This is a genomic window from Aromatoleum diolicum (assembly GCF_012910955.1).
GTDB classification, from domain to species: Bacteria; Pseudomonadota; Gammaproteobacteria; order Burkholderiales; family Rhodocyclaceae; genus Aromatoleum; species Aromatoleum diolicum.
In genome coordinates, this window is record NZ_WTVQ01000001.1 from 200027 (window position 1) to 216197 (window position 16171).

Genomic DNA, 16171 nt, shown 5'->3' on the forward strand with positions numbered 1-16171 from the left:
TCCGGAGCCCCCGCAGCACGCGCTCACCGAGCGGCGGGGGCTCCAGCGCGCAAGGCGGGTCAAACCGGCCGGTTGTCGGCCACCTTCACAGGCCCCATCTCGGCCAGCGCCTGACCGTAGTCCACACGCGGGAAGCCGCCACCCGAGACGTTCGCTGCAGCGTTGACGATGGCGTCGATCTTGCCTTCGGCGGACTTTTTCTTGAGATCGCCCTTTTCCAGATACAGCAGGTCGAGCAGTTCGTTGTAGACAGTGGCTTCGTCGAGCGGGAGCACATGAAAACTCACGCCGTCGATGTCGAGCAGGTACTTCTTCGAGATATCGACATTGCCGGCGAAGATGAAGTACTTGCCGCCGGGGACCAGCGCGCTGCCGAAGGTGACACGCAATTCATCGAGATGCGCGAGCGAATCGACGTGCGCGGCAAGGAAGCTCAGCTTCTCGCCCTCGACCGCGAGGATCACCTGATCGGCCTTGATCTCGGGCGGGCGCTTTTCGCCTGCAAGGGAGGGCGGGAATTTGAGACCGAGTTCGCCGCGGAAGCCATAACGATCGGTTCTTCCGGTCGGGCCGGAAAAGGTCGGGGACAGCAGTGTGCCTTCGAGGGTGCTGAACAGGGTCGGCGTGGACATGATGTGGGTCTCTCGTGCAATGAAAAAAGGGGACTCGTGCCGACGGGCTTTCCGCAAGAAGCGCGCCACGCCACCGCCACGGTTTCTCAAAGCCCCTGCAAGACTGCGATGCGACTGGATTTTCGCGCCCGAACGGGGCACGTGCCACGCCTTCGTGCGATGCAAAGCTTGCCGTCGCGACAGGGCGGCATTCGGACACGACGCGACATTGCTGTCGCACATGCGACATCGTCCGCGAAACTCGCACTCCCTGAAACATCGTTTATTTTTAATGACTTGCAAGCACACTGAGGCGCTGGCACAGGCATTGCAACGCCATTCGCAAACGCTGCCCCGAGCCGAACGACGCGCGCCGGAGCAGCTCACGCCGGATCACTGCGAATGGAGCATTTCATGTCACCGCACGGACTCTCCCTGCCCGAAGCCCCAACTGCCCGCAAGATCATCCCACTCATCGTCGGCGGTCCCGCATCCGCAAAATCAGGCGCCTGCAGCACCGCCGTACAAGGGGGCTGCGGTTCGGGCAGCTCCGCCGGCCTGCCCCAGCACATCCGCGACAAGGTGCACGATCACCCGTGTTACAGCGCTGAAGCACATCACCACTTCGCCCGCATGCATGTCGCGGTGGCGCCGGGCTGCAACATCCAGTGCAATTATTGCAACCGCAAGTACGACTGCGCCAACGAAAGCCGGCCCGGCGTGGTGTCGGAAAAGCTCACGCCCGAGCTCGCAGCGAAGAAGGTCCTGGCGGTGGCGGCGCGGATTCCGCAACTGTCGGTGGTCGGAGTGGCCGGCCCCGGCGATGCGCTGGCCTTGCCGGAGAAGACTTTCCGCACCTTCGATCTGATCAAGGCGGCGGCGCCGGACATCCGCTTGTGTCTGTCGACCAACGGCCTCGCCCTGCCCGACCACGTCGAGCGCATCAAGGCGCTCGGGGTCGACCATGTGACGATCACGATCAACATGATCGACCCGGATATCGGCGCGCAGATCTACCCGTGGATCTTCTTCGACCACAAGCGCTGGCGCGGCGTCGAGGCCGCGCGCATCCTGCACGAGCGGCAGATGCTGGGCCTGGAGATGCTGGTGGCGGCCGATGTGCTGGTGAAGGTGAACTCGGTGATGATCCCCGGCATCAACGACCGGCATCTGGCCGAGGTGAACGAGGCGGTGAAGTCGCGCGGCGCCTTCCTGCACAACATCATGCCGCTGATCTCGGATGCGGCGCACGGCACGCATTTCGGCCTCACCGGCCAGCGCGGCCCGACGCCGGCCGAACTCAAGGCCTTGCAGGACAGCTGCGAAGGCGAGATGCAGATGATGCGCCATTGCCGCCAGTGCCGCGCCGATGCGGTCGGCATGCTGGGCGAGGATCGCGGCGCCGAATTCACGTCGCACAACATCGACGCGATTGCCGCCGAGACTGATGCCGACAGCATGATGGAGGCACGCGCTGCGTATCGCAGCTTTGTCGAGCGCGAGCGCGCCGACCAGAGTGCTGCGACAGATGCGGCAAAGGCGACGGTCGGCGCGACCGGCGAGACGCGCCTGGTGGCCGTCGCGACCAAGGGATCGGGTCGCATCAACCAGCATTTCGGCCACGCCGAGGAATTCCAAGTGTACGAAATCTCAAGCGCGGGCGCGAAATTCGTCGGCCATCGCAAGGTGTCGCTGTACTGCCAGGGCGGTTACGACGACGACGAGGCGCTGCCCGGCATCGTCGAGGCGCTGGCGGGCTGTGTCGCGGTGTTCGTCGCCAAGATCGGCCACTGCCCGCGCAAGGACCTGACCGCTGCCGGCATCGAGACCGTCGAGACCTACGCCCACGAATACATCGAAGCCTCGCTGATCGACTGGTTCGCCAAGTCGATGCAGGCGCACCAAGTCAATGCTGCCTGAGGAGAATCAGCCATGTGTGTAACCCTTACCCCTGCTGCCGCAACGTTCATGAAACGCATCGTGCGCTTCGGCGGCGGCAAGGCCGACAGCGGCTTCCGTCTGTCGGTGAAAGCCGGAGGCTGCTCCGGTTTCGATTCGAGCTTCACGGTGGAGACCGCTCCCGGCGACGGTGACGCGGTGATCGAGCAGCACGGCGTGCGCCTGTTCCTGACCGCCGACAGCTGCACCCTGTTGCGCGGCTACACCGTGGATTTCACCGAAAGCCGCATGGACAGCAAACTGAGCTTCAGCAAGGCGGGAGCGCCCGAGGCCTGCGGTTGCGGCGCGGGAGCCCCGGGCAGCCAGACGACGATCGTGTTCATGCGGCCAAGTGTCGGCTGCGTGAAGAAATAGGCGCAGCGATCATGTTTGCGCGCGACTCGGACATCGTCGAACTCGATGGGCCGCCGGCCTTCGACTATGGCGAGAAAGTCATTTCGAGAAAAAACGTCAAGAACGACGGTACCTTCTACGGCAGCGACGTGGGCGACGTGCTGGTGAGGAAAGGCGACATCGGTTACGTCAAGAGCATCGGCAGTTTCCTGCAGCAGTTCTATATCTACGGCATCGACTTCGTCGATCGAGGCTACGTGGTCGGCATGAAGGGGCGCGAACTGCGCTCGCTCGATGCGCGCGATACCACGGACGATGCGGACGAAGCATTTTCCGACGAGGAAGCGATCACATGAAAGTCACGGTCCGCAAGGAAGCCACCGGCAATTATTCGATCTACGTGGCGAAGAAGGATCTGGAGGCGCGCGTCGTCAGCGCCGAACAACCCGCGATCTGGGGCGGCAAGGTCGAGCTGGATAACGGCTGGACGCTGGAGATGCCTGCGATGGCGGCTGACACCCGCCTGCCGATCACCGTCGAGGCACGCCGCCTGGGCGAAGCCTGACCTACTGGAGAGCGCGACCATGAACGCCCCGAACAGTCTCGCCATCAGCCTTGAAGGGATTCTTCGCGGCTTGAGCAACGACACCCTCATTCCCTACCTGGGGGCCGAAGCCGTCTTGCTCGACTCCGCCAACGCGGGGCTGCCGGTCAGCCATCCGGCGTTGATCGAGCGGATGAGCAAGAAGGTGCCGATCCCCGGCCGCCTGCGCACCAACCTGACCGCGGCGGCGCAATTCATCGAAACCCACCGGCACCGCAAGGTGCTGCGGGCGATCATGAACGAAAGTTTCGCGCAGCCGGCCATTCCGTCGCTGCTGCACCGCTGGCTGGCCGGATTGCGGCCGGCACTGATCATCGACCTCGGCTATGACGCCGCGACCGCCACGGCGCTCGCCGAGGGCTCGTCGTGGGGCCAGGTGCAGGGCGTCAGCCGCGCCGAGTCGCGGGCCGGCCAGGGAATCGAATGGGTGCGCTATTACGACGCCAGCGGGAAAGACTGCGAGCAAAGCGCCGCCCCTGACTGGCGGACATTGCTCTACAAGCCGCTGGGCAGTGTCGCGCCGGCGGGCAATTTCCTCGTTTCGGACGCCGACTTCGTCGAAGTGCTGACCGAAATCGACCTGCAGACGCCGATTCCGGCCGAAGTGCAGAAACGCCGTGCGACACGCGGCTTCGTGTTCCTCGGCTGCCGCTTCGACAACCAGCTGGCGCGCACCTATGCCCGCCAGGTGATCAAGCGCAGCAGCGGTCCCCACTTCGCGCTGATCGAGGACGAGCTCACCCGCAACGAGCGACAGTTCGTCGAGGAACAGGGCATTACGGTGATTCCGGGCTCGGTCCGACACCTGCTCGCCGCGCTCTGCCTCACCGTCGCCTGACGCGCGGTGCGGCCGAAGGGCCGCCGGCAGGCAGCGCTCACGCACCGTCCGGGGCCTCCACAAGGCTAGCACCGAGCGCCAGCAGCGCCGGTGCCTGGTGCTCGATCTCCCGCCGCACGGCCCCATCGAGGCGGCGCAGCCAGCGTGCGGGAATGGCCTCGACACCATAGTGGGCGCCGGCAAGCATGCCGGCGATGGCGCCGGTGGTGTCGGCGTCGCCGCCCCAATTCACGGTCGTGATCACACAGGACTCGAAGCTGTCGGTGCTGAAGAAGGCATGCAGCACGGTCTGCACGGTATCGACGACATAGCCGGTGGCGCGCTTCGGATAGGGATCGAAGCGGAACTGGCGGTGCGCTTCGACCAAGGCCAGCGCGGTGCGGCGGGTCTGCTGCAGATTGTCGCGCCAGTGCCCGCCGTGCAGCAGATCCGCCAGCATGCGCGCAAAGCTCAGCGTGGCGGCATCGGACAGCGGGTGATGGTGGGTGACGTGGGCCTGTTCGATGGCGCAGCGCGCGAGCCGTTCGGCATCACGAAAAGCGAACAGTATGGCGGGCAGGTTGCGCATCAGCGCGCCGTTGCCGGCATCCCCGTCGGAAAACGCCCCTGCGAGCGAGCCGTCGCGTCCGTATCGGACGAGCCCGCGGCGACAGGTGTTGCCGACGTCGATCGGCTTCGACTTCAGCCACGCCAGCCAGTGCGCGGCGATATTGCGCAGATCCCAGCCGCCCGACTCGAGGATCGCCGCGCCCAGCGCCAGCGACATCTGCGTGTCGTCGGTGACCTGCCCCGCCTTGAGCCTGAGCCAGCCGCCGCCGACGATGTCGCGCAGCTCTCCGTACTGCTGCCGGATCTCGTTGGGCGTCAGAAACTCGACCGTCGCGCCGAGCGCGTCGCCGACGGCGAGGCCGAGGTAGGCACCGAGGGCCCGTGAGTGCAGCGAGGCTTGCGCCGCGCTGTTCATAGCGTCGCCATCTTCACGCGATATTCGCCCCCCAGCACCAGCAGCTCGCCCTCGCCGCGCAGCACCGGCCCCGGCATCAGCGCGTTGCAATACACGATCTTGCAGATCGGCACCTCGACTTCGAGGATGGTGTCGCCGAACTGGTCGGCAATCTCGCGTTGTGTCGTGAATGAGACAAGATTGTTCAGCCGCGCAATCGCCTCGCGGGGGCGGCAATGCAGTTTGCCGTCGGCGCGCGGCAGCCATGCGACCACCTGGTGCTCGGCAAAGTCGTTGACGCCGCGATACAGCCTCAGATGACGAAGCCCCGGAAACAGCCAGCGCCGGAACACGTGCTGCGCGTACTCGTAGAGCAGGTCGAGCTGCAGGTGGATGCAGTTGTTGTGAAAGCGCGCGCTCATTTTCTCCTCGACATAGGTCATCCACGCCGCCGACGGGTACCGCCCGAGCACCATCCTGTGGAAGGTCGGTTGCAGCCCGAAGCGCGATTCGACCCAGCCTTTCAGGACCGCCGCCTCCTTGCCGTTGGCATTGAAACCCCAGCCACGCAACAGGCGCAGATAACTCGCGCGAAAGCGCTTGCGGCCGAGGGCGTCGCGCTCGGACGGGGCGTCGAGCTCGAACACCGAGCGCATGTAGATCTGGAACGCGAGCACCGCCTCGTCGCCATTCGTCGCGTCCTGCAGCATCGCGAACAGCGCACGATTGGTTTCGCTCACCCCGTGGATCGTCAAGGCAAGCGGATTCTCGTTGAAGACCGCGCTGGCGAGCAGCCCCGTCGGAATGCCGACGAGGTTGGTCGAATGCCCGTATGCCGCGTCCAGGCGCGCGCTCATCGGCCGCGTCGCCACGAGCTCAGTAATTGCTGAAATGTCCTTCGCGTTTCGCCTGCGCACGCGCGCGCTGGACCATCGCCGCCGACTGGCCGTGGGGCGCCGGTCGCGACACCTGCTTTTCCAGCGAGGCGCTGCCGCACTGCGGGCATTGCGGCGTCTGGCTGCCACGCACCAGCAGTTCGAAGGTCTTGTCGCAGGCGGGGCAGTGGAAATCGAAGATGGGCATGGCAAAGCTCCGGTAATCGGTTGTCGGTTCCGAATACCGCAGCAAGATTGATGCCCCACCCGACTACGCGGCTTTTCGCCCTGCCCCGCGCGCAAACCCGACATTTGCGAGGGGAAACGCGGGGCCACTGTCCGACAGACGCCGCGCATTTGTCGCGTTGCCGACAGCGTCAAAGCGTGCCACGTGGAAGCCGCATTTCTCCCCGAATCCTGCATGAACACTGGGCTTGCGCGATTTATTCGACGACTGGCACAACCCTTGCCATAGGGGAAGTGTGCCGGTTCGCCGGCTGTGAAAAGCAGGGCTCACTTTTCTTGAGGAGAAATGAAATGTCGCTTCGTCAAATCGCGTTCTACGGTAAGGGTGGCATCGGCAAGTCGACCACCTCCCAGAACACCCTCGCCGCGCTGGCCGAAATGGGTCAGAAGATCCTGATCGTCGGCTGCGACCCGAAGGCCGACTCGACCCGCCTGATCCTGCATGCCAAGGCCCAGGACACCGTGCTGTCGCTGGCCGCCGATGCCGGCAGCGTCGAGGATCTCGAGCTCGAGGATGTGTTGCGCGTCGGTTACCGCGACATCCGCTGCGTCGAATCCGGTGGCCCGGAACCCGGCGTCGGTTGCGCCGGCCGTGGCGTCATCACCGCGATCAACTTCCTTGAAGAAAACGGTGCCTACGACGGTGTCGATTACGTCTCCTACGACGTGCTCGGCGACGTGGTGTGCGGCGGCTTCGCGATGCCGATTCGCGAGAACAAGGCGCAGGAAATCTACATCGTGATGTCCGGCGAAATGATGGCGATGTACGCCGCCAACAACATTTCGAAGGGCATCCTGAAGTACGCCAACGCCGGCGGCGTGCGTCTGGGCGGGCTGATCTGCAACGAGCGCCAGACCGACAAGGAATGGGATCTCGCCGACGCGCTGGCGCGCAAGCTCGGCACCTCGCTGATCCACTTCGTGCCGCGCGACAACGTCGTACAGCACGCCGAACTGCGCCGCATGACGGTGCTCGAGTACGACCCCGAGTCCAAGCAGGCGGGCGAATACCGCCAGCTGGCGCAGAAGATCCACGCCAACAAGGGCAACGGCACGATCCCGACGCCGATCACGATGGAAGAGCTGGAAGACCTGCTGCTCGAGTTCGGCATCATGCAGAAGGAAGACGACAGCATCGTCGGCAAAGCCAAGGCCGTCGCCTGATAACGGCGCGCAAGGAGAATTGACATGAGTGCAGTTCTGGATGGCAAGACGCGCAACAAGGCGTTGATCAATGAGGTGCTCGAGGTCTACCCCGAGAAGGCCGCGAAGAAGCGCGCCAAACACCTCAACGTGTATGAAGAAGGCAAGCCCGACTGCGGCGTGAAGTCGAACATCAAGTCGCTGCCCGGCGTGATGACCATCCGCGGCTGTGCCTACGCCGGTTCCAAGGGCGTGGTGTGGGGCCCGGTCAAGGACATGATGCACATCAGTCATGGCCCGGTCGGCTGTGGCCAGTACTCCTGGTCCACGCGCCGCAACTACTACAACGGCACCACCGGGGTGGACGCCTTCGGCGCCATGCAGGTCACCTCCGACTTCCAGGAAAAGGACATCGTCTTCGGCGGCGACAAGAAGCTGGACAAGGTGATCGACGAGATCACCCAGCTCTTCCCGCTCGCCAAGGGCATCTCGATCCAGTCGGAGTGCCCGATCGGCCTGATCGGCGACGACATCGAGGCGGTGTCGAAGAAGAAGTCGAAGGAAATCGGCCTGCCGCTGGTGCCGGTGCGCTGCGAAGGTTTCCGCGGCGTGTCGCAGTCGCTCGGTCACCACATCGCCAACGACGCGATCCGCGACTGGGTGTTCGACAAGGCCGACTACAACGCGCCTTTCGAATCGACGCCGTACGACGTCGTGCTGATGGCCGACTACAACATCGGCGGCGACGCGTGGTCGAGCCGCATCCTGCTCGAGGAAATGGGCTTGCGCGTGATTGGCCAGGGCACCGGCGACGCGACGCTCAAGGAAATCGAGATGATGCCGCGCGCCAAGCTGCTGCTGCTGCACTGCTATCGCTCGATGAACTACATCGCGCGGCACGTGGAAGAGAAGTACGGGGTGCCCTGGTTCGAGTACAACCTCTTCGGCCCGACCAAGATCGCCGAATCGCTGCGCGGCATCGCTGCCTTCTTCGACGACACGATCAAGGAAAACGCCGAGAAGGTCATCGCCAAGTACACCGCACTGTCGCAGGCGGTCATCGACAAGTACAAGCCGCGTCTGGCCGGCAAGACGGTGATGCTCTACGTCGGCGGCCTGCGTCCGCGTCACGTCATCGGCGCGTACGAAGACCTCGGCATGGAAGTGGTCGGCACCGGCTACGAATTCGGCCACGGCGACGACTACCAGCGCACCACCCACTACGTGAAGGACGGCACGCTGATCTACGACGACGTTTCCAGCTTCGAACTGGAGAAGTTCGCCGAGAAGATCCGCCCCGACCTGATCGGCTCCGGCGTCAAGGAGAAGTACATCTTCCAGAAGATGGGCATCCCCTTCCGCCAGATGCACAGCTGGGATTACTCCGGCCCCTATCACGGCTTCGACGGCTTCGCCATCTTCGCCCGTGACATGGACATGGCGATCAATTCGCCGGTATGGGGCATGACCAAAGCCCCCTGGAAGAAATAAGGAGATTCATCATGCCTCAGAGTGCAGACAAGGTACTTGACCACTCCGACCTGTTCCGGGAGCCCGAATATCAGGAGATCTTCGAGCGCAAGAAGGGCTTCGAAGGCGGCTGCGGCGCGGCCAAGGTCACGGAAATCGCCGACTGGACCAAGTCGATGGAATACCGCGAGATCAACTTCAAGCGCGAAGCCCTCGTCGTCAATCCGGCCAAGGCCTGCCAACCGCTCGGCGCGGTACTGTGCGCGTCGGGCTTCGAAGGCACCCTGCCCTACGTGCATGGCTCGCAGGGTTGCGTCGCCTACTTCCGCTCGCACTTCAACCGTCACTTCAAGGAGCCGTGTTCGGCGGTGTCCGACTCGATGACCGAAGACGCGGCGGTGTTCGGCGGCCTCAACAACATCGTCGATGGCCTGGCCAACGCCCACGCGCTGTACAAGCCGAAGATGATCGCGGTGTCGACCACCTGCATGGCGGAGGTCATCGGTGACGACCTCGACGGCTTCATCAAGACGGCCAAGGCGAAAGGCTCGATCCCCGAAGACTTCCGCGTGCCGTTCGCGCACACCCCGAGCTTCGTCGGCAGCCATGTCACCGGCTACGACAACATGCTCAAGGGCTTCCTGACGAACTTCTGGGAAGGCAAGACGCGGGTTGAAACGTCCGCTCCGGCGATCAACATCAACGGCGGCTTCGACGGCTACTGCGTCGCCAACAACCGCGAGATCAAGCGCCTGATGAAGGAAATGGGCGTCGCGGCGACGATCATCTCGGACCCGTCCGAGGTGTTCGATACCCCGGCCGACGGCGAATTCCGCATGTATGCCGGCGGCACCACCGCCGAACAGATGGACGCCGCGCTCAACGCCAAAGGCACCGTCTTCATGCAGGGCATCTCCGCCGTCAAGTCCGCCGAGTATGTGGAAAAGGCCGGACAGAAGACCATCTCGCTGCACTGCCCGGTCGGCGTCGCCGGCACCGATGCCTTCCTGATGGCAGTCGCCGAACTCACCGGCCAGGCGATCCCCGCCTCGCTGGAAACGGAGCGCGGCCGTCTGGTGGACGCCATCACCGACTCGCAGGCCTACCTGCACGGCAAGAAGTTCGCGCTGTTCGGCGACCCCGACATGCTGCTCGGGCTCACCGCCTTCCTGCTCGAACTCGGCGCCGAGCCGGTGCATATCGTGTGCACCAACGCCACCAAGGAATGGACCGCGAAGATCACCGAACTGCTCGCGGCCAGCCCCTTCGGCAAAGAAGGCAAGGCCTGGCCTGGCAAGGATCTGTGGCACATGCGTTCGCTGCTCGCCACCGAGCCGGTCGACTTCCTGATCGGCAGCTCGCACGGCAAGTACCTCGAACGCGACACGGATACGCCGCTGATCCGTATCGGTTTCCCGATCTTCGACCGCCACCACCATCACCGCTTCCCGATCTGGGGCTACCAGGGCGGTCTCAACGTCCTCGTCAAGATCCTCGACAAGATCTTCGACACCCTGGACGCGACGACCACCGATTCGGCCAGCTTCGATCTGGTGCGCTAAGGAGAACCCGGCATGCCCAACATCACCTTCAGCTCACCGAAGATGCGCAAGGACGTCACGGTCTATGCGGCTGCCGGGGATCGCACGACGATCCTCGGCGTCGCCAAGCACCACAGCGTCGAGATCGATTGCGAGTGCGAAAAAGGCGAGTGCGGCTCTTGCACGGTCGAAGTCATCCACATCGGCAACAAGCCGCCGATGGCGGTGCACGTCACCGAAAAGGAGAAGCTCACGCTGCTGACCTCGGGCAAGCTCAAGAAGTCGGAATTCGACGAACTCGAACTCCTCGACCTCGCGCCGCGCTACCGACTGGCCTGCCAGTACATGCTGCTCGACGAGGACATCGTGGTGAAGTTCTGAGCGCCTGAACCCCGCTCACGGCATCCAGCGATCTCTCCGCGTCGCTTGCCGCCCGGCCCGCCCGCAAGGTGGGCCGTTTTTCTTTGGCGACACCGAAATCCGGAACTACCACAGACAACCCGAAACCGACACTTTGATCGTGTGCGTAGCGGACGCACAAGGTGGACGCAACAGGCGCCCGCACTGCGACGCACGATGCTAAGCGCCCCGCTTACCGGGCGTCTTGTTGACTCATGAGATGGCCGTTCAGACCTTGATGATAGGAGCTTGCCCGCACTGCGCACTTCCGTAGTGAATTGCCATGACCTTCTCGACGTTTCCCCTCTGAAAGATCATTCCGCCGGGGCGATACAGGTAGTCTGAGCCAGACTCCACTCTTTTCGTATGCAGGTGAAATACGAACCCCAAGAATGAAGTGGTGACCCCGACGCACTCTTCATCCATCCAGTTTAGGCGAATGGTGAACTCGGGCATCATCTCAGTGGTGCCGCACGCCGGGCGTTCCAGGAACAGACCGCAACCCTCGCTGAAGTCCGCCTTCCGCATAAGTATGCTTGGCCACGTCGGATTGAGGCTTGACCGAATGACTTGGCCGTTCCTTGTTGCGTTTCCCGACGCGAGCAGAGTTGCGGCAGTCTTGAGCATCCATCTTTCAACGTTCAGACCATTTACAACGCATTCTTCGCGTTGTTCGGTTTCCACGATGCGTTTGGGCAGCTGATGCAGACAGCGAAACAACAGGCTGGCTGACGAATCGAAGTCCGACAGCTGACTGTTGTGCAAACGACATAGAACGCGTCCCGTAATGCTGTTGACACCGACTCGCTTCAAGCCCTTGCACCAAGGCAGGCCCTCAATATATACAGCGTTGTCCCCGAGTTGAGAGAGGAGACTCTTCGAAATGAGGTGATCTCCGCTCAATTTGGCGTCGCAGGGAGAGTAGCCGCTCAAGTAGCAGGCAGGGTTTTTCACGACGGGTGTCTCAACTTGCGCAGTTACGCGGCCTATCGAAGTTCAGGGGCAGACGGACAGCGAAGCTGGCTGGCTGCCCCGAACGGAATGTTGGGCGGCACCGCGCGAGATGCGTATGAGGAGTCAATTTACTCTCTTGCGGCAGTAGTCTATTGCTGACTGCACCGACTCCCGGAATCCCATTGTCGGGAGACGCACTCGCTCACCATATGGCGTGACATATTCGAGAGAGTCCAGATTGACGAGGAACTGCAGCAGAACGTCATTCGTGACACCGAAACCTGCCTCGTATCCATTGTCATACTTGGTCATGGCAGCGTGCCAAGTATGGAACTTTCCATTCAGAACCACCCCGATCTTCGAGTCGTTCAAGACTGATTGACTGATTGGGGTACCGAGACGGCTCCCAGTGACCTCGGCAAACGAGAAGATAGGGTCACATCGGCGTGCGTACTCAAATACGATTAACGCTGTTCTTCCGTAAGCACCCGGGGAAGTCATCTGTGATGGAGCGCCGCGATTGAGGAGGATGGTGTCCACCATCAACTTGATCGTGGACACCATCATGGAGATTGCGAAACCGCAACGCCAGAAGCGGCAGCACAGCGAGGAATTTCGGCAGGCGGTTGTTCAGGCGTGCGGCGAGCCGGGCGCGTCGGTGGCTGGGGTGGCGCTGGCCAACGGCGTGAATGCCAACCTGGTGAGGAAATGGATGGCCAAGCGCGGCGTGAGGCCGCCAGGCCAAAGCGTGCGGCGGGGTGAATTGCAGGCTGCCGTTTCCGAATTTGTTCCGCTCCACGTTGCGCCGGCATCGCCCCCGGACATCCGCATCGAGCTTTGCCGGGGCAACACGACGGTGCGCATCGAGTGGCCTGTGCAGGCGGCCGGCGAATGCGGCGCCTGGTTGCGTGAGTGGCTTCGATGATCCGGATCGACGCGGTCTGGCTGGCGGTGCAGGCGCTGGACATGCGGGCCGGCACCGACACGGTGCTGGGTCGGGTGGTTCAGGTGTTCGGTGAAGCGCGGCCGCACCATGCCTACCTCTTCGCCAACCGTCGAGGCAACCGAATGAAGGTGCTGGTCCATGACGGCTTCGGCATCTGGCTGGCGGCGCGCCGACTCCAACAGGGGCGCTTCCATTGGCCGGCCGGCGAGACGACGGCAACGCTGAGTCGGGCGCAGTTCGACGCCCTGGTGCTGGGGCTGCCGTGGCAGCGGATCGGCGACGACGGCATCATCCGGGTGCTGTGAGCCGCGGCAATTCTGACCTACCCTAATAGCCAACGAGCATCAGGGCGGGCATCATGCCCGCATGCTTCTTCCTGCCCGGCTTGACGAACTGAATGCGGATGAACTGCGCCACCTGGTGCAGGAATTGGCCGCCGAAGTCAGCCAGCAAGCGGCGCTGATCGGCCAGAAGGATCACGAGCTGAACTGGCGTCAGGCCAAGATCGACAAGCTCACGCATGAACTGGCGTTGCACAAGCGCTGGCGGTTCAGTGCCCGATCCGAGCAGCTGTCGGCCGAGCAGGCGCGACTGTTCGAGGAAACCGTCGACACCGACCTCGCCGCAATCGAAACAGAACTCGAACAGCTGTCGAGTCCGAAGCCACCGGACGAGAAAGCCAAGCCGCGTCGGCAGCCGCTGCCGCCGCATTTGCCACGCCACGACATCCACCACGAACCGGAGCAGAGGACCTGCCCCTGCGGCTGTCAGCTCAAGCGCATCGGCGAGGATATCGCCGAGAAGCTCGACTACACGCCGGGCGTCTTCACCGTCGAGCGGCACATTCGCGGCAAGTGGGTCTGTGCCCAGTGCGAGACGCTGTTCCAGGCCCCGGTGCCGGCGCAAGTGATCGACAAGGGCATTCCGACCGCCGGCCTGCTGGCGCACGTGATGGTCGCCAAGTTCGCCGATCATCAACCCTTGTATCGGCTGAGCGGCATCCTCGATCGGTCCGGCATGACGATTCCGCCCTCGACGCTCGGCCAGTGGGTCGGCGTAACCGGCGTCGCGCTGCAACCGCTGGTCGACGCGCTCAAGGAGGCGTTGCTCGAGCGTCCGGTATTGCATGCCGATGAGACGCCGGTGGCGATGCTCAATCCCGGTGCCGGCAAGACGCATCGGGCGTATTTATGGAGTTACGGCACGCCGGTCTTCGAAACGATGAAGGCGGTGATCTACGACTTCGCTGACAGCCGGGCGGGCAAGCACGCGAAAGCCTTCCTCGGCGACTGGCGAGGGACACTGGTCTGCGACGATTACGCGGCCTATAACGCCCTGTTTGCCCACGGGATCACCGAAGCAGGATGCATGGCCCATGCGAGGCGACGCTTCTTCGACCTGCATGCCAACCACCAGAGCCAGATTGCCGGCGAAGCGCTCGAGATCTTCGGCCAGATCTATGGCGTCGAGCGCGACGTGGCCGACCTGACCGCCGATGAACGGCTCCGAATACGACAGGCGAAAGCGCGACCGATCGCCGATGCCTTGCATACCTGGCTGATGACGCAACGACAACGCGTGCCAACCGGTTCGGCGACGGCCAAGGCCATCGATTACAGCCTGAATCGATGGGTGGCACTGACCCACTATCTTGACGACGGCCGGGTGCCGATCGACAACAACTGGATCGAGAATCGAATCCGGCCGGTGGCCCTCGGCCGTGGGAACTGGCTATTCGCGGGCAGCCTGCGCGCCGGCCAGCGGGCGGCGGCGATCATGAGCCTGATTCAGTCGGCCAAGCTCAACGGCCACGATCCGTATGCCTATCTGAAGGACGTCCTCGCCCGGCTGCCGACCCAACCGGTCAGCCGGATCAGCGAATTGCTGCCGCATCGCTGGCAGCCCCAATCTCGCGCCTGCTGATCCGCGTTACCGGCCGTCAAGATGAGATGGCCGGTTGGATACGTTCTTCTTTTGGTACCGGCGTCTGGTAGCGCCACTTGGGCAAGAGGTCCATTGGCCCCTCTGCTGTCGACACGCCAGGAGGCTTGAGCATGAGCAACGGTGGTGGCGCCTGCGAGTGCAATAGCGGCAAACGCGTAGGCGATAGCACGAGCGCGAGAGAAGTTCATAGCTCGATCCGGTCAACGTGGGGAGATTGTGACGTCCAACGTCCAAGCTCAGGGGCGCTGCGGGGCATTATTGTGCAGCGTCCCTTGGAGGCAGTATTAGGCAAAATGTCGCCGTCTTGCAGGCGCCAACTTTCGATGACGTGCGTTTGATCTCTTGTGTTCTAATTCACCAAATACCCAACCAAACCCCGAAACCATGAATGATTGCAACGGGAAAGAAGATGGCTCCCGCAATGAGGAACCCCCACTTTGCCGTAGTGAAACAAACATAGAGATGGGTGAGCCAGGCGGCAACGCAGGCGATGCCTATTAGCAACGCTATTTCAGCTTCGCCTTTCTGACGATTGAAGATATTTTTTAGCATACGGTTTCTCCCTCGAGGCTTAAAAAAAGCACGACGAATATTCATGATGACGTGATTGCTGCCCAATGTGCTGTAGACGGCAAGAGTGACGATTACCCTTGTCAGTGACGCATACGCCGGAACGCGTTGCAGTGTAAGCGATTGTTCTAAACCAACAAGCCTAAGGAACATGATCTTATACGTCAATCATAGAGGGCATGACGTCGAGATTTGCCCCGACCGGCGCGCCAATCCAGAATCGGCGCACACGAGAGATCAACGCTGTGTACCGAGATATCCTGGAATTCTGGTTCGACGAGGCGTCGCCGGCGCAATGGTGGAAGAAGGACGCAACGTTCGACCATCTGGTCGCTGATCGCTTCGGTCACGTGCACGCGCAGGCCGCGCGCGGCGAGTTGTTCGAGTGGCGCGGCACGGCGTCCGGGCGGCTGGCGGAGGTGATCGTGCTGGATCAGTTTTCGCGCAACGTGTTCCGCGACTCTGCGGCGGCCTTCGCCTGTGACGGGATGGCGCTGGTGCTCGCGCAGGAGGCCATCGCGGCAGGGGCGGAGCAGGCGCTGCGGCCGGTCGAGCGCAGCTTCCTGTACATGCCCTTCATGCACAGCGAGTCGCTGAAGATCCACGAGATTGCGGTGCAGCTGTTCGAACGCAATTCCATCCGGGACAACCTGGACTACGAGCTGAAGCACAAGGCGGTGATCGAGCGCTTCGGGCGCTATCCGCATCGCAATGCAGTACTGGGAAGGGAATCGACCCCGGACGAGGTCGAGTTCCTGAAGCAGCCGGGTTCGCGTTTCTAGACCCGTTCGGTCC

General features: G+C 62.9%; 19 protein-coding genes. 13 read left to right on the top strand and 6 right to left on the bottom strand.

Annotated elements, in window-relative coordinates:
* Positions 1 to 59: 59 nt before the first annotated feature.
* A complete protein-coding gene (locus tag GPA25_RS00915; protein ID WP_169258457.1) occupies positions 60 to 632 on the bottom strand; it encodes a hypothetical protein in 573 nt (190 codons plus the stop codon).
* Between the two features lie 393 nt (positions 633 to 1025).
* Here GPA25_RS00915 and nifB point away from each other — a divergent pair, with 393 nt between their 5' ends.
* From nifB to GPA25_RS00940, 5 genes are read left to right on the top strand one after another with little or no spacing between them, the layout of a single operon-like run.
* The gene (gene nifB / locus GPA25_RS00920) at positions 1026 to 2531 is read left to right on the top strand and encodes a nitrogenase cofactor biosynthesis protein NifB (RefSeq protein WP_169258458.1); all 1506 of its coding nucleotides are present in this window, start codon (positions 1026 to 1028) and stop codon (positions 2529 to 2531) included.
* A gap of 12 nt (positions 2532 to 2543) precedes the next feature.
* Positions 2544 to 2924 (top strand): HesB/IscA family protein, encoded by a 381-nt coding sequence (locus GPA25_RS00925; protein ID WP_169258459.1) that lies wholly within the window; start codon positions 2544 to 2546, stop codon positions 2922 to 2924.
* A gap of 11 nt (positions 2925 to 2935) precedes the next feature.
* The gene (locus GPA25_RS00930) at positions 2936 to 3259 is read left to right on the top strand and encodes a nitrogen fixation protein NifZ (protein WP_211162873.1); all 324 of its coding nucleotides are present in this window, start codon (positions 2936 to 2938) and stop codon (positions 3257 to 3259) included.
* Positions 3256 to 3468 (top strand): putative nitrogen fixation protein NifT, encoded by a 213-nt coding sequence (gene nifT, locus GPA25_RS00935; protein WP_169258460.1) that lies wholly within the window; start codon positions 3256 to 3258, stop codon positions 3466 to 3468. The genes GPA25_RS00930 and nifT overlap by 4 nt, the downstream gene beginning before the upstream one ends.
* A 19-nt stretch (positions 3469 to 3487) precedes the next feature.
* On the top strand, positions 3488 to 4345 hold the full coding sequence (locus tag GPA25_RS00940; protein ID WP_169258461.1) for an SIR2 family NAD-dependent protein deacylase: 858 nt from the start codon (positions 3488 to 3490) through the stop codon (positions 4343 to 4345).
* A 37-nt stretch (positions 4346 to 4382) separates the two neighbouring features.
* Here the strand turns inward: GPA25_RS00940 and draG are convergent, their stop codons facing one another.
* Genes draG through GPA25_RS00955 form a run of 3 tightly spaced genes read right to left on the bottom strand, consistent with a single transcriptional unit; the run spans position 4383 to position 6371 of the window.
* Complete coding sequence (gene draG, locus GPA25_RS00945; protein ID WP_169258462.1) at positions 4383 to 5309, bottom strand: ADP-ribosyl-[dinitrogen reductase] hydrolase; 927 nt, start codon at positions 5307 to 5309, stop codon at positions 4383 to 4385.
* The gene (locus GPA25_RS00950) at positions 5306 to 6145 is read right to left on the bottom strand and encodes an NAD(+)--dinitrogen-reductase ADP-D-ribosyltransferase (protein ID WP_169258463.1); all 840 of its coding nucleotides are present in this window, start codon (positions 6143 to 6145) and stop codon (positions 5306 to 5308) included. The genes draG and GPA25_RS00950 overlap by 4 nt, the downstream gene beginning before the upstream one ends.
* 19 nt (positions 6146 to 6164) lie before the next feature.
* Complete coding sequence (locus tag GPA25_RS00955) at positions 6165 to 6371, bottom strand: FmdB family zinc ribbon protein (protein WP_169258464.1); 207 nt, start codon at positions 6369 to 6371, stop codon at positions 6165 to 6167.
* A gap of 329 nt (positions 6372 to 6700) precedes the next feature.
* Between GPA25_RS00955 and nifH the strand changes: the two genes are divergently transcribed.
* The 4 genes from nifH to GPA25_RS00975 are packed head-to-tail and all read left to right on the top strand — an operon-like array spanning position 6701 to position 10944.
* Positions 6701 to 7573: a nitrogenase iron protein gene (gene nifH / locus GPA25_RS00960; protein WP_169258465.1), complete on the top strand. Its 873-nt coding sequence runs from the start codon at positions 6701 to 6703 to the stop codon at positions 7571 to 7573.
* Between the two features lie 24 nt (positions 7574 to 7597).
* Entirely contained in the window at positions 7598 to 9043 is a 1446-nt protein-coding gene (nifD, locus tag GPA25_RS00965) for a nitrogenase molybdenum-iron protein alpha chain (protein ID WP_169258466.1), read from the top strand.
* Between the two features lie 11 nt (positions 9044 to 9054).
* Positions 9055 to 10584, top strand: coding sequence for a nitrogenase molybdenum-iron protein subunit beta (nifK, locus tag GPA25_RS00970; RefSeq protein ID WP_169258467.1), 1530 nt, complete (start codon positions 9055 to 9057; stop codon positions 10582 to 10584).
* Positions 10585 to 10596: 12 nt separating this feature from the next.
* Complete coding sequence (locus GPA25_RS00975) at positions 10597 to 10944, top strand: 2Fe-2S iron-sulfur cluster-binding protein (protein WP_169258468.1); 348 nt, start codon at positions 10597 to 10599, stop codon at positions 10942 to 10944.
* A gap of 246 nt (positions 10945 to 11190) precedes the next feature.
* Here GPA25_RS00975 and GPA25_RS00980 read toward each other — a convergent pair whose 3' ends face one another.
* Positions 11191 to 11916 carry a hypothetical protein gene (locus tag GPA25_RS00980; protein WP_169258469.1) on the bottom strand — a complete coding sequence of 242 codons (726 nt, stop codon included), beginning with the start codon at positions 11914 to 11916 and terminating at the stop codon, positions 11191 to 11193.
* A 529-nt stretch (positions 11917 to 12445) separates the two neighbouring features.
* Here GPA25_RS00980 and GPA25_RS00985 point away from each other — a divergent pair.
* The 3 genes from GPA25_RS00985 (at position 12446) to tnpC (ending at position 14785) form a co-directional block, all read left to right on the top strand.
* Positions 12446 to 12841, top strand: a complete 396-nt coding sequence (locus tag GPA25_RS00985; RefSeq protein WP_211162874.1) for a transposase — start codon at positions 12446 to 12448, stop codon at positions 12839 to 12841.
* The gene (gene tnpB, locus GPA25_RS00990; protein WP_053420556.1) at positions 12838 to 13167 is read left to right on the top strand and encodes an IS66 family insertion sequence element accessory protein TnpB; all 330 of its coding nucleotides are present in this window, start codon (positions 12838 to 12840) and stop codon (positions 13165 to 13167) included. Before GPA25_RS00985 ends, tnpB begins: the two co-directional genes overlap by 4 nt.
* A gap of 61 nt (positions 13168 to 13228) precedes the next feature.
* Positions 13229 to 14785, top strand: a complete 1557-nt coding sequence (gene tnpC / locus GPA25_RS00995) for an IS66 family transposase (RefSeq protein WP_169258470.1) — start codon at positions 13229 to 13231, stop codon at positions 14783 to 14785.
* 375 nt (positions 14786 to 15160) lie between these two features.
* Here tnpC and GPA25_RS01000 read toward each other — a convergent pair whose 3' ends face one another.
* Entirely contained in the window at positions 15161 to 15529 is a 369-nt protein-coding gene (locus tag GPA25_RS01000; protein ID WP_169258300.1) for a hypothetical protein, read from the bottom strand.
* A gap of 92 nt (positions 15530 to 15621) precedes the next feature.
* Between GPA25_RS01000 and GPA25_RS01005 the strand changes: the two genes are divergently transcribed.
* The gene (locus GPA25_RS01005; RefSeq protein ID WP_343034784.1) at positions 15622 to 16158 is read left to right on the top strand and encodes a DUF924 family protein; all 537 of its coding nucleotides are present in this window, start codon (positions 15622 to 15624) and stop codon (positions 16156 to 16158) included.
* Positions 16159 to 16171: the final 13 nt, after the last annotated feature.

Excerpts from the sequence above, each read along its gene's own strand:
- GPA25_RS00915 (WP_169258457.1), bottom strand. The coding sequence starts at position 632 with ATGTCCACGCCGACCCTGTTCAGCACCCTCGAAGGCACACTGCTGTCC.
- tnpC (WP_169258470.1), top strand. The coding sequence starts at position 13,229 with ATGCTTCTTCCTGCCCGGCTTGACGAACTGAATGCGGATGAACTGCGC.
- nifK (WP_169258467.1), top strand. The coding sequence starts at position 9,055 with ATGCCTCAGAGTGCAGACAAGGTACTTGACCACTCCGACCTGTTCCGG.
- GPA25_RS00930 (WP_211162873.1), top strand. The coding sequence starts at position 2,936 with ATGTTTGCGCGCGACTCGGACATCGTCGAACTCGATGGGCCGCCGGCC.
- GPA25_RS00925 (WP_169258459.1), top strand. The coding sequence starts at position 2,544 with ATGTGTGTAACCCTTACCCCTGCTGCCGCAACGTTCATGAAACGCATC.
- GPA25_RS00950 (WP_169258463.1), bottom strand. The coding sequence starts at position 6,145 with ATGAGCGCGCGCCTGGACGCGGCATACGGGCATTCGACCAACCTCGTC.
- nifH (WP_169258465.1), top strand. The coding sequence starts at position 6,701 with ATGTCGCTTCGTCAAATCGCGTTCTACGGTAAGGGTGGCATCGGCAAG.
- GPA25_RS00975 (WP_169258468.1), top strand. The coding sequence starts at position 10,597 with ATGCCCAACATCACCTTCAGCTCACCGAAGATGCGCAAGGACGTCACG.
- GPA25_RS00955 (WP_169258464.1), bottom strand. The coding sequence starts at position 6,371 with ATGCCCATCTTCGATTTCCACTGCCCCGCCTGCGACAAGACCTTCGAA.
- GPA25_RS01000 (WP_169258300.1), bottom strand. The coding sequence starts at position 15,529 with ATGTTCCTTAGGCTTGTTGGTTTAGAACAATCGCTTACACTGCAACGC.
- GPA25_RS00985 (WP_211162874.1), top strand. The coding sequence starts at position 12,446 with ATGGTGTCCACCATCAACTTGATCGTGGACACCATCATGGAGATTGCG.
- tnpB (WP_053420556.1), top strand. The coding sequence starts at position 12,838 with ATGATCCGGATCGACGCGGTCTGGCTGGCGGTGCAGGCGCTGGACATG.
- GPA25_RS00940 (WP_169258461.1), top strand. The coding sequence starts at position 3,488 with ATGAACGCCCCGAACAGTCTCGCCATCAGCCTTGAAGGGATTCTTCGC.
- nifT (WP_169258460.1), top strand. The coding sequence starts at position 3,256 with ATGAAAGTCACGGTCCGCAAGGAAGCCACCGGCAATTATTCGATCTAC.
- nifB (WP_169258458.1), top strand. The coding sequence starts at position 1,026 with ATGTCACCGCACGGACTCTCCCTGCCCGAAGCCCCAACTGCCCGCAAG.
- draG (WP_169258462.1), bottom strand. The coding sequence starts at position 5,309 with ATGAACAGCGCGGCGCAAGCCTCGCTGCACTCACGGGCCCTCGGTGCC.
- nifD (WP_169258466.1), top strand. The coding sequence starts at position 7,598 with ATGAGTGCAGTTCTGGATGGCAAGACGCGCAACAAGGCGTTGATCAAT.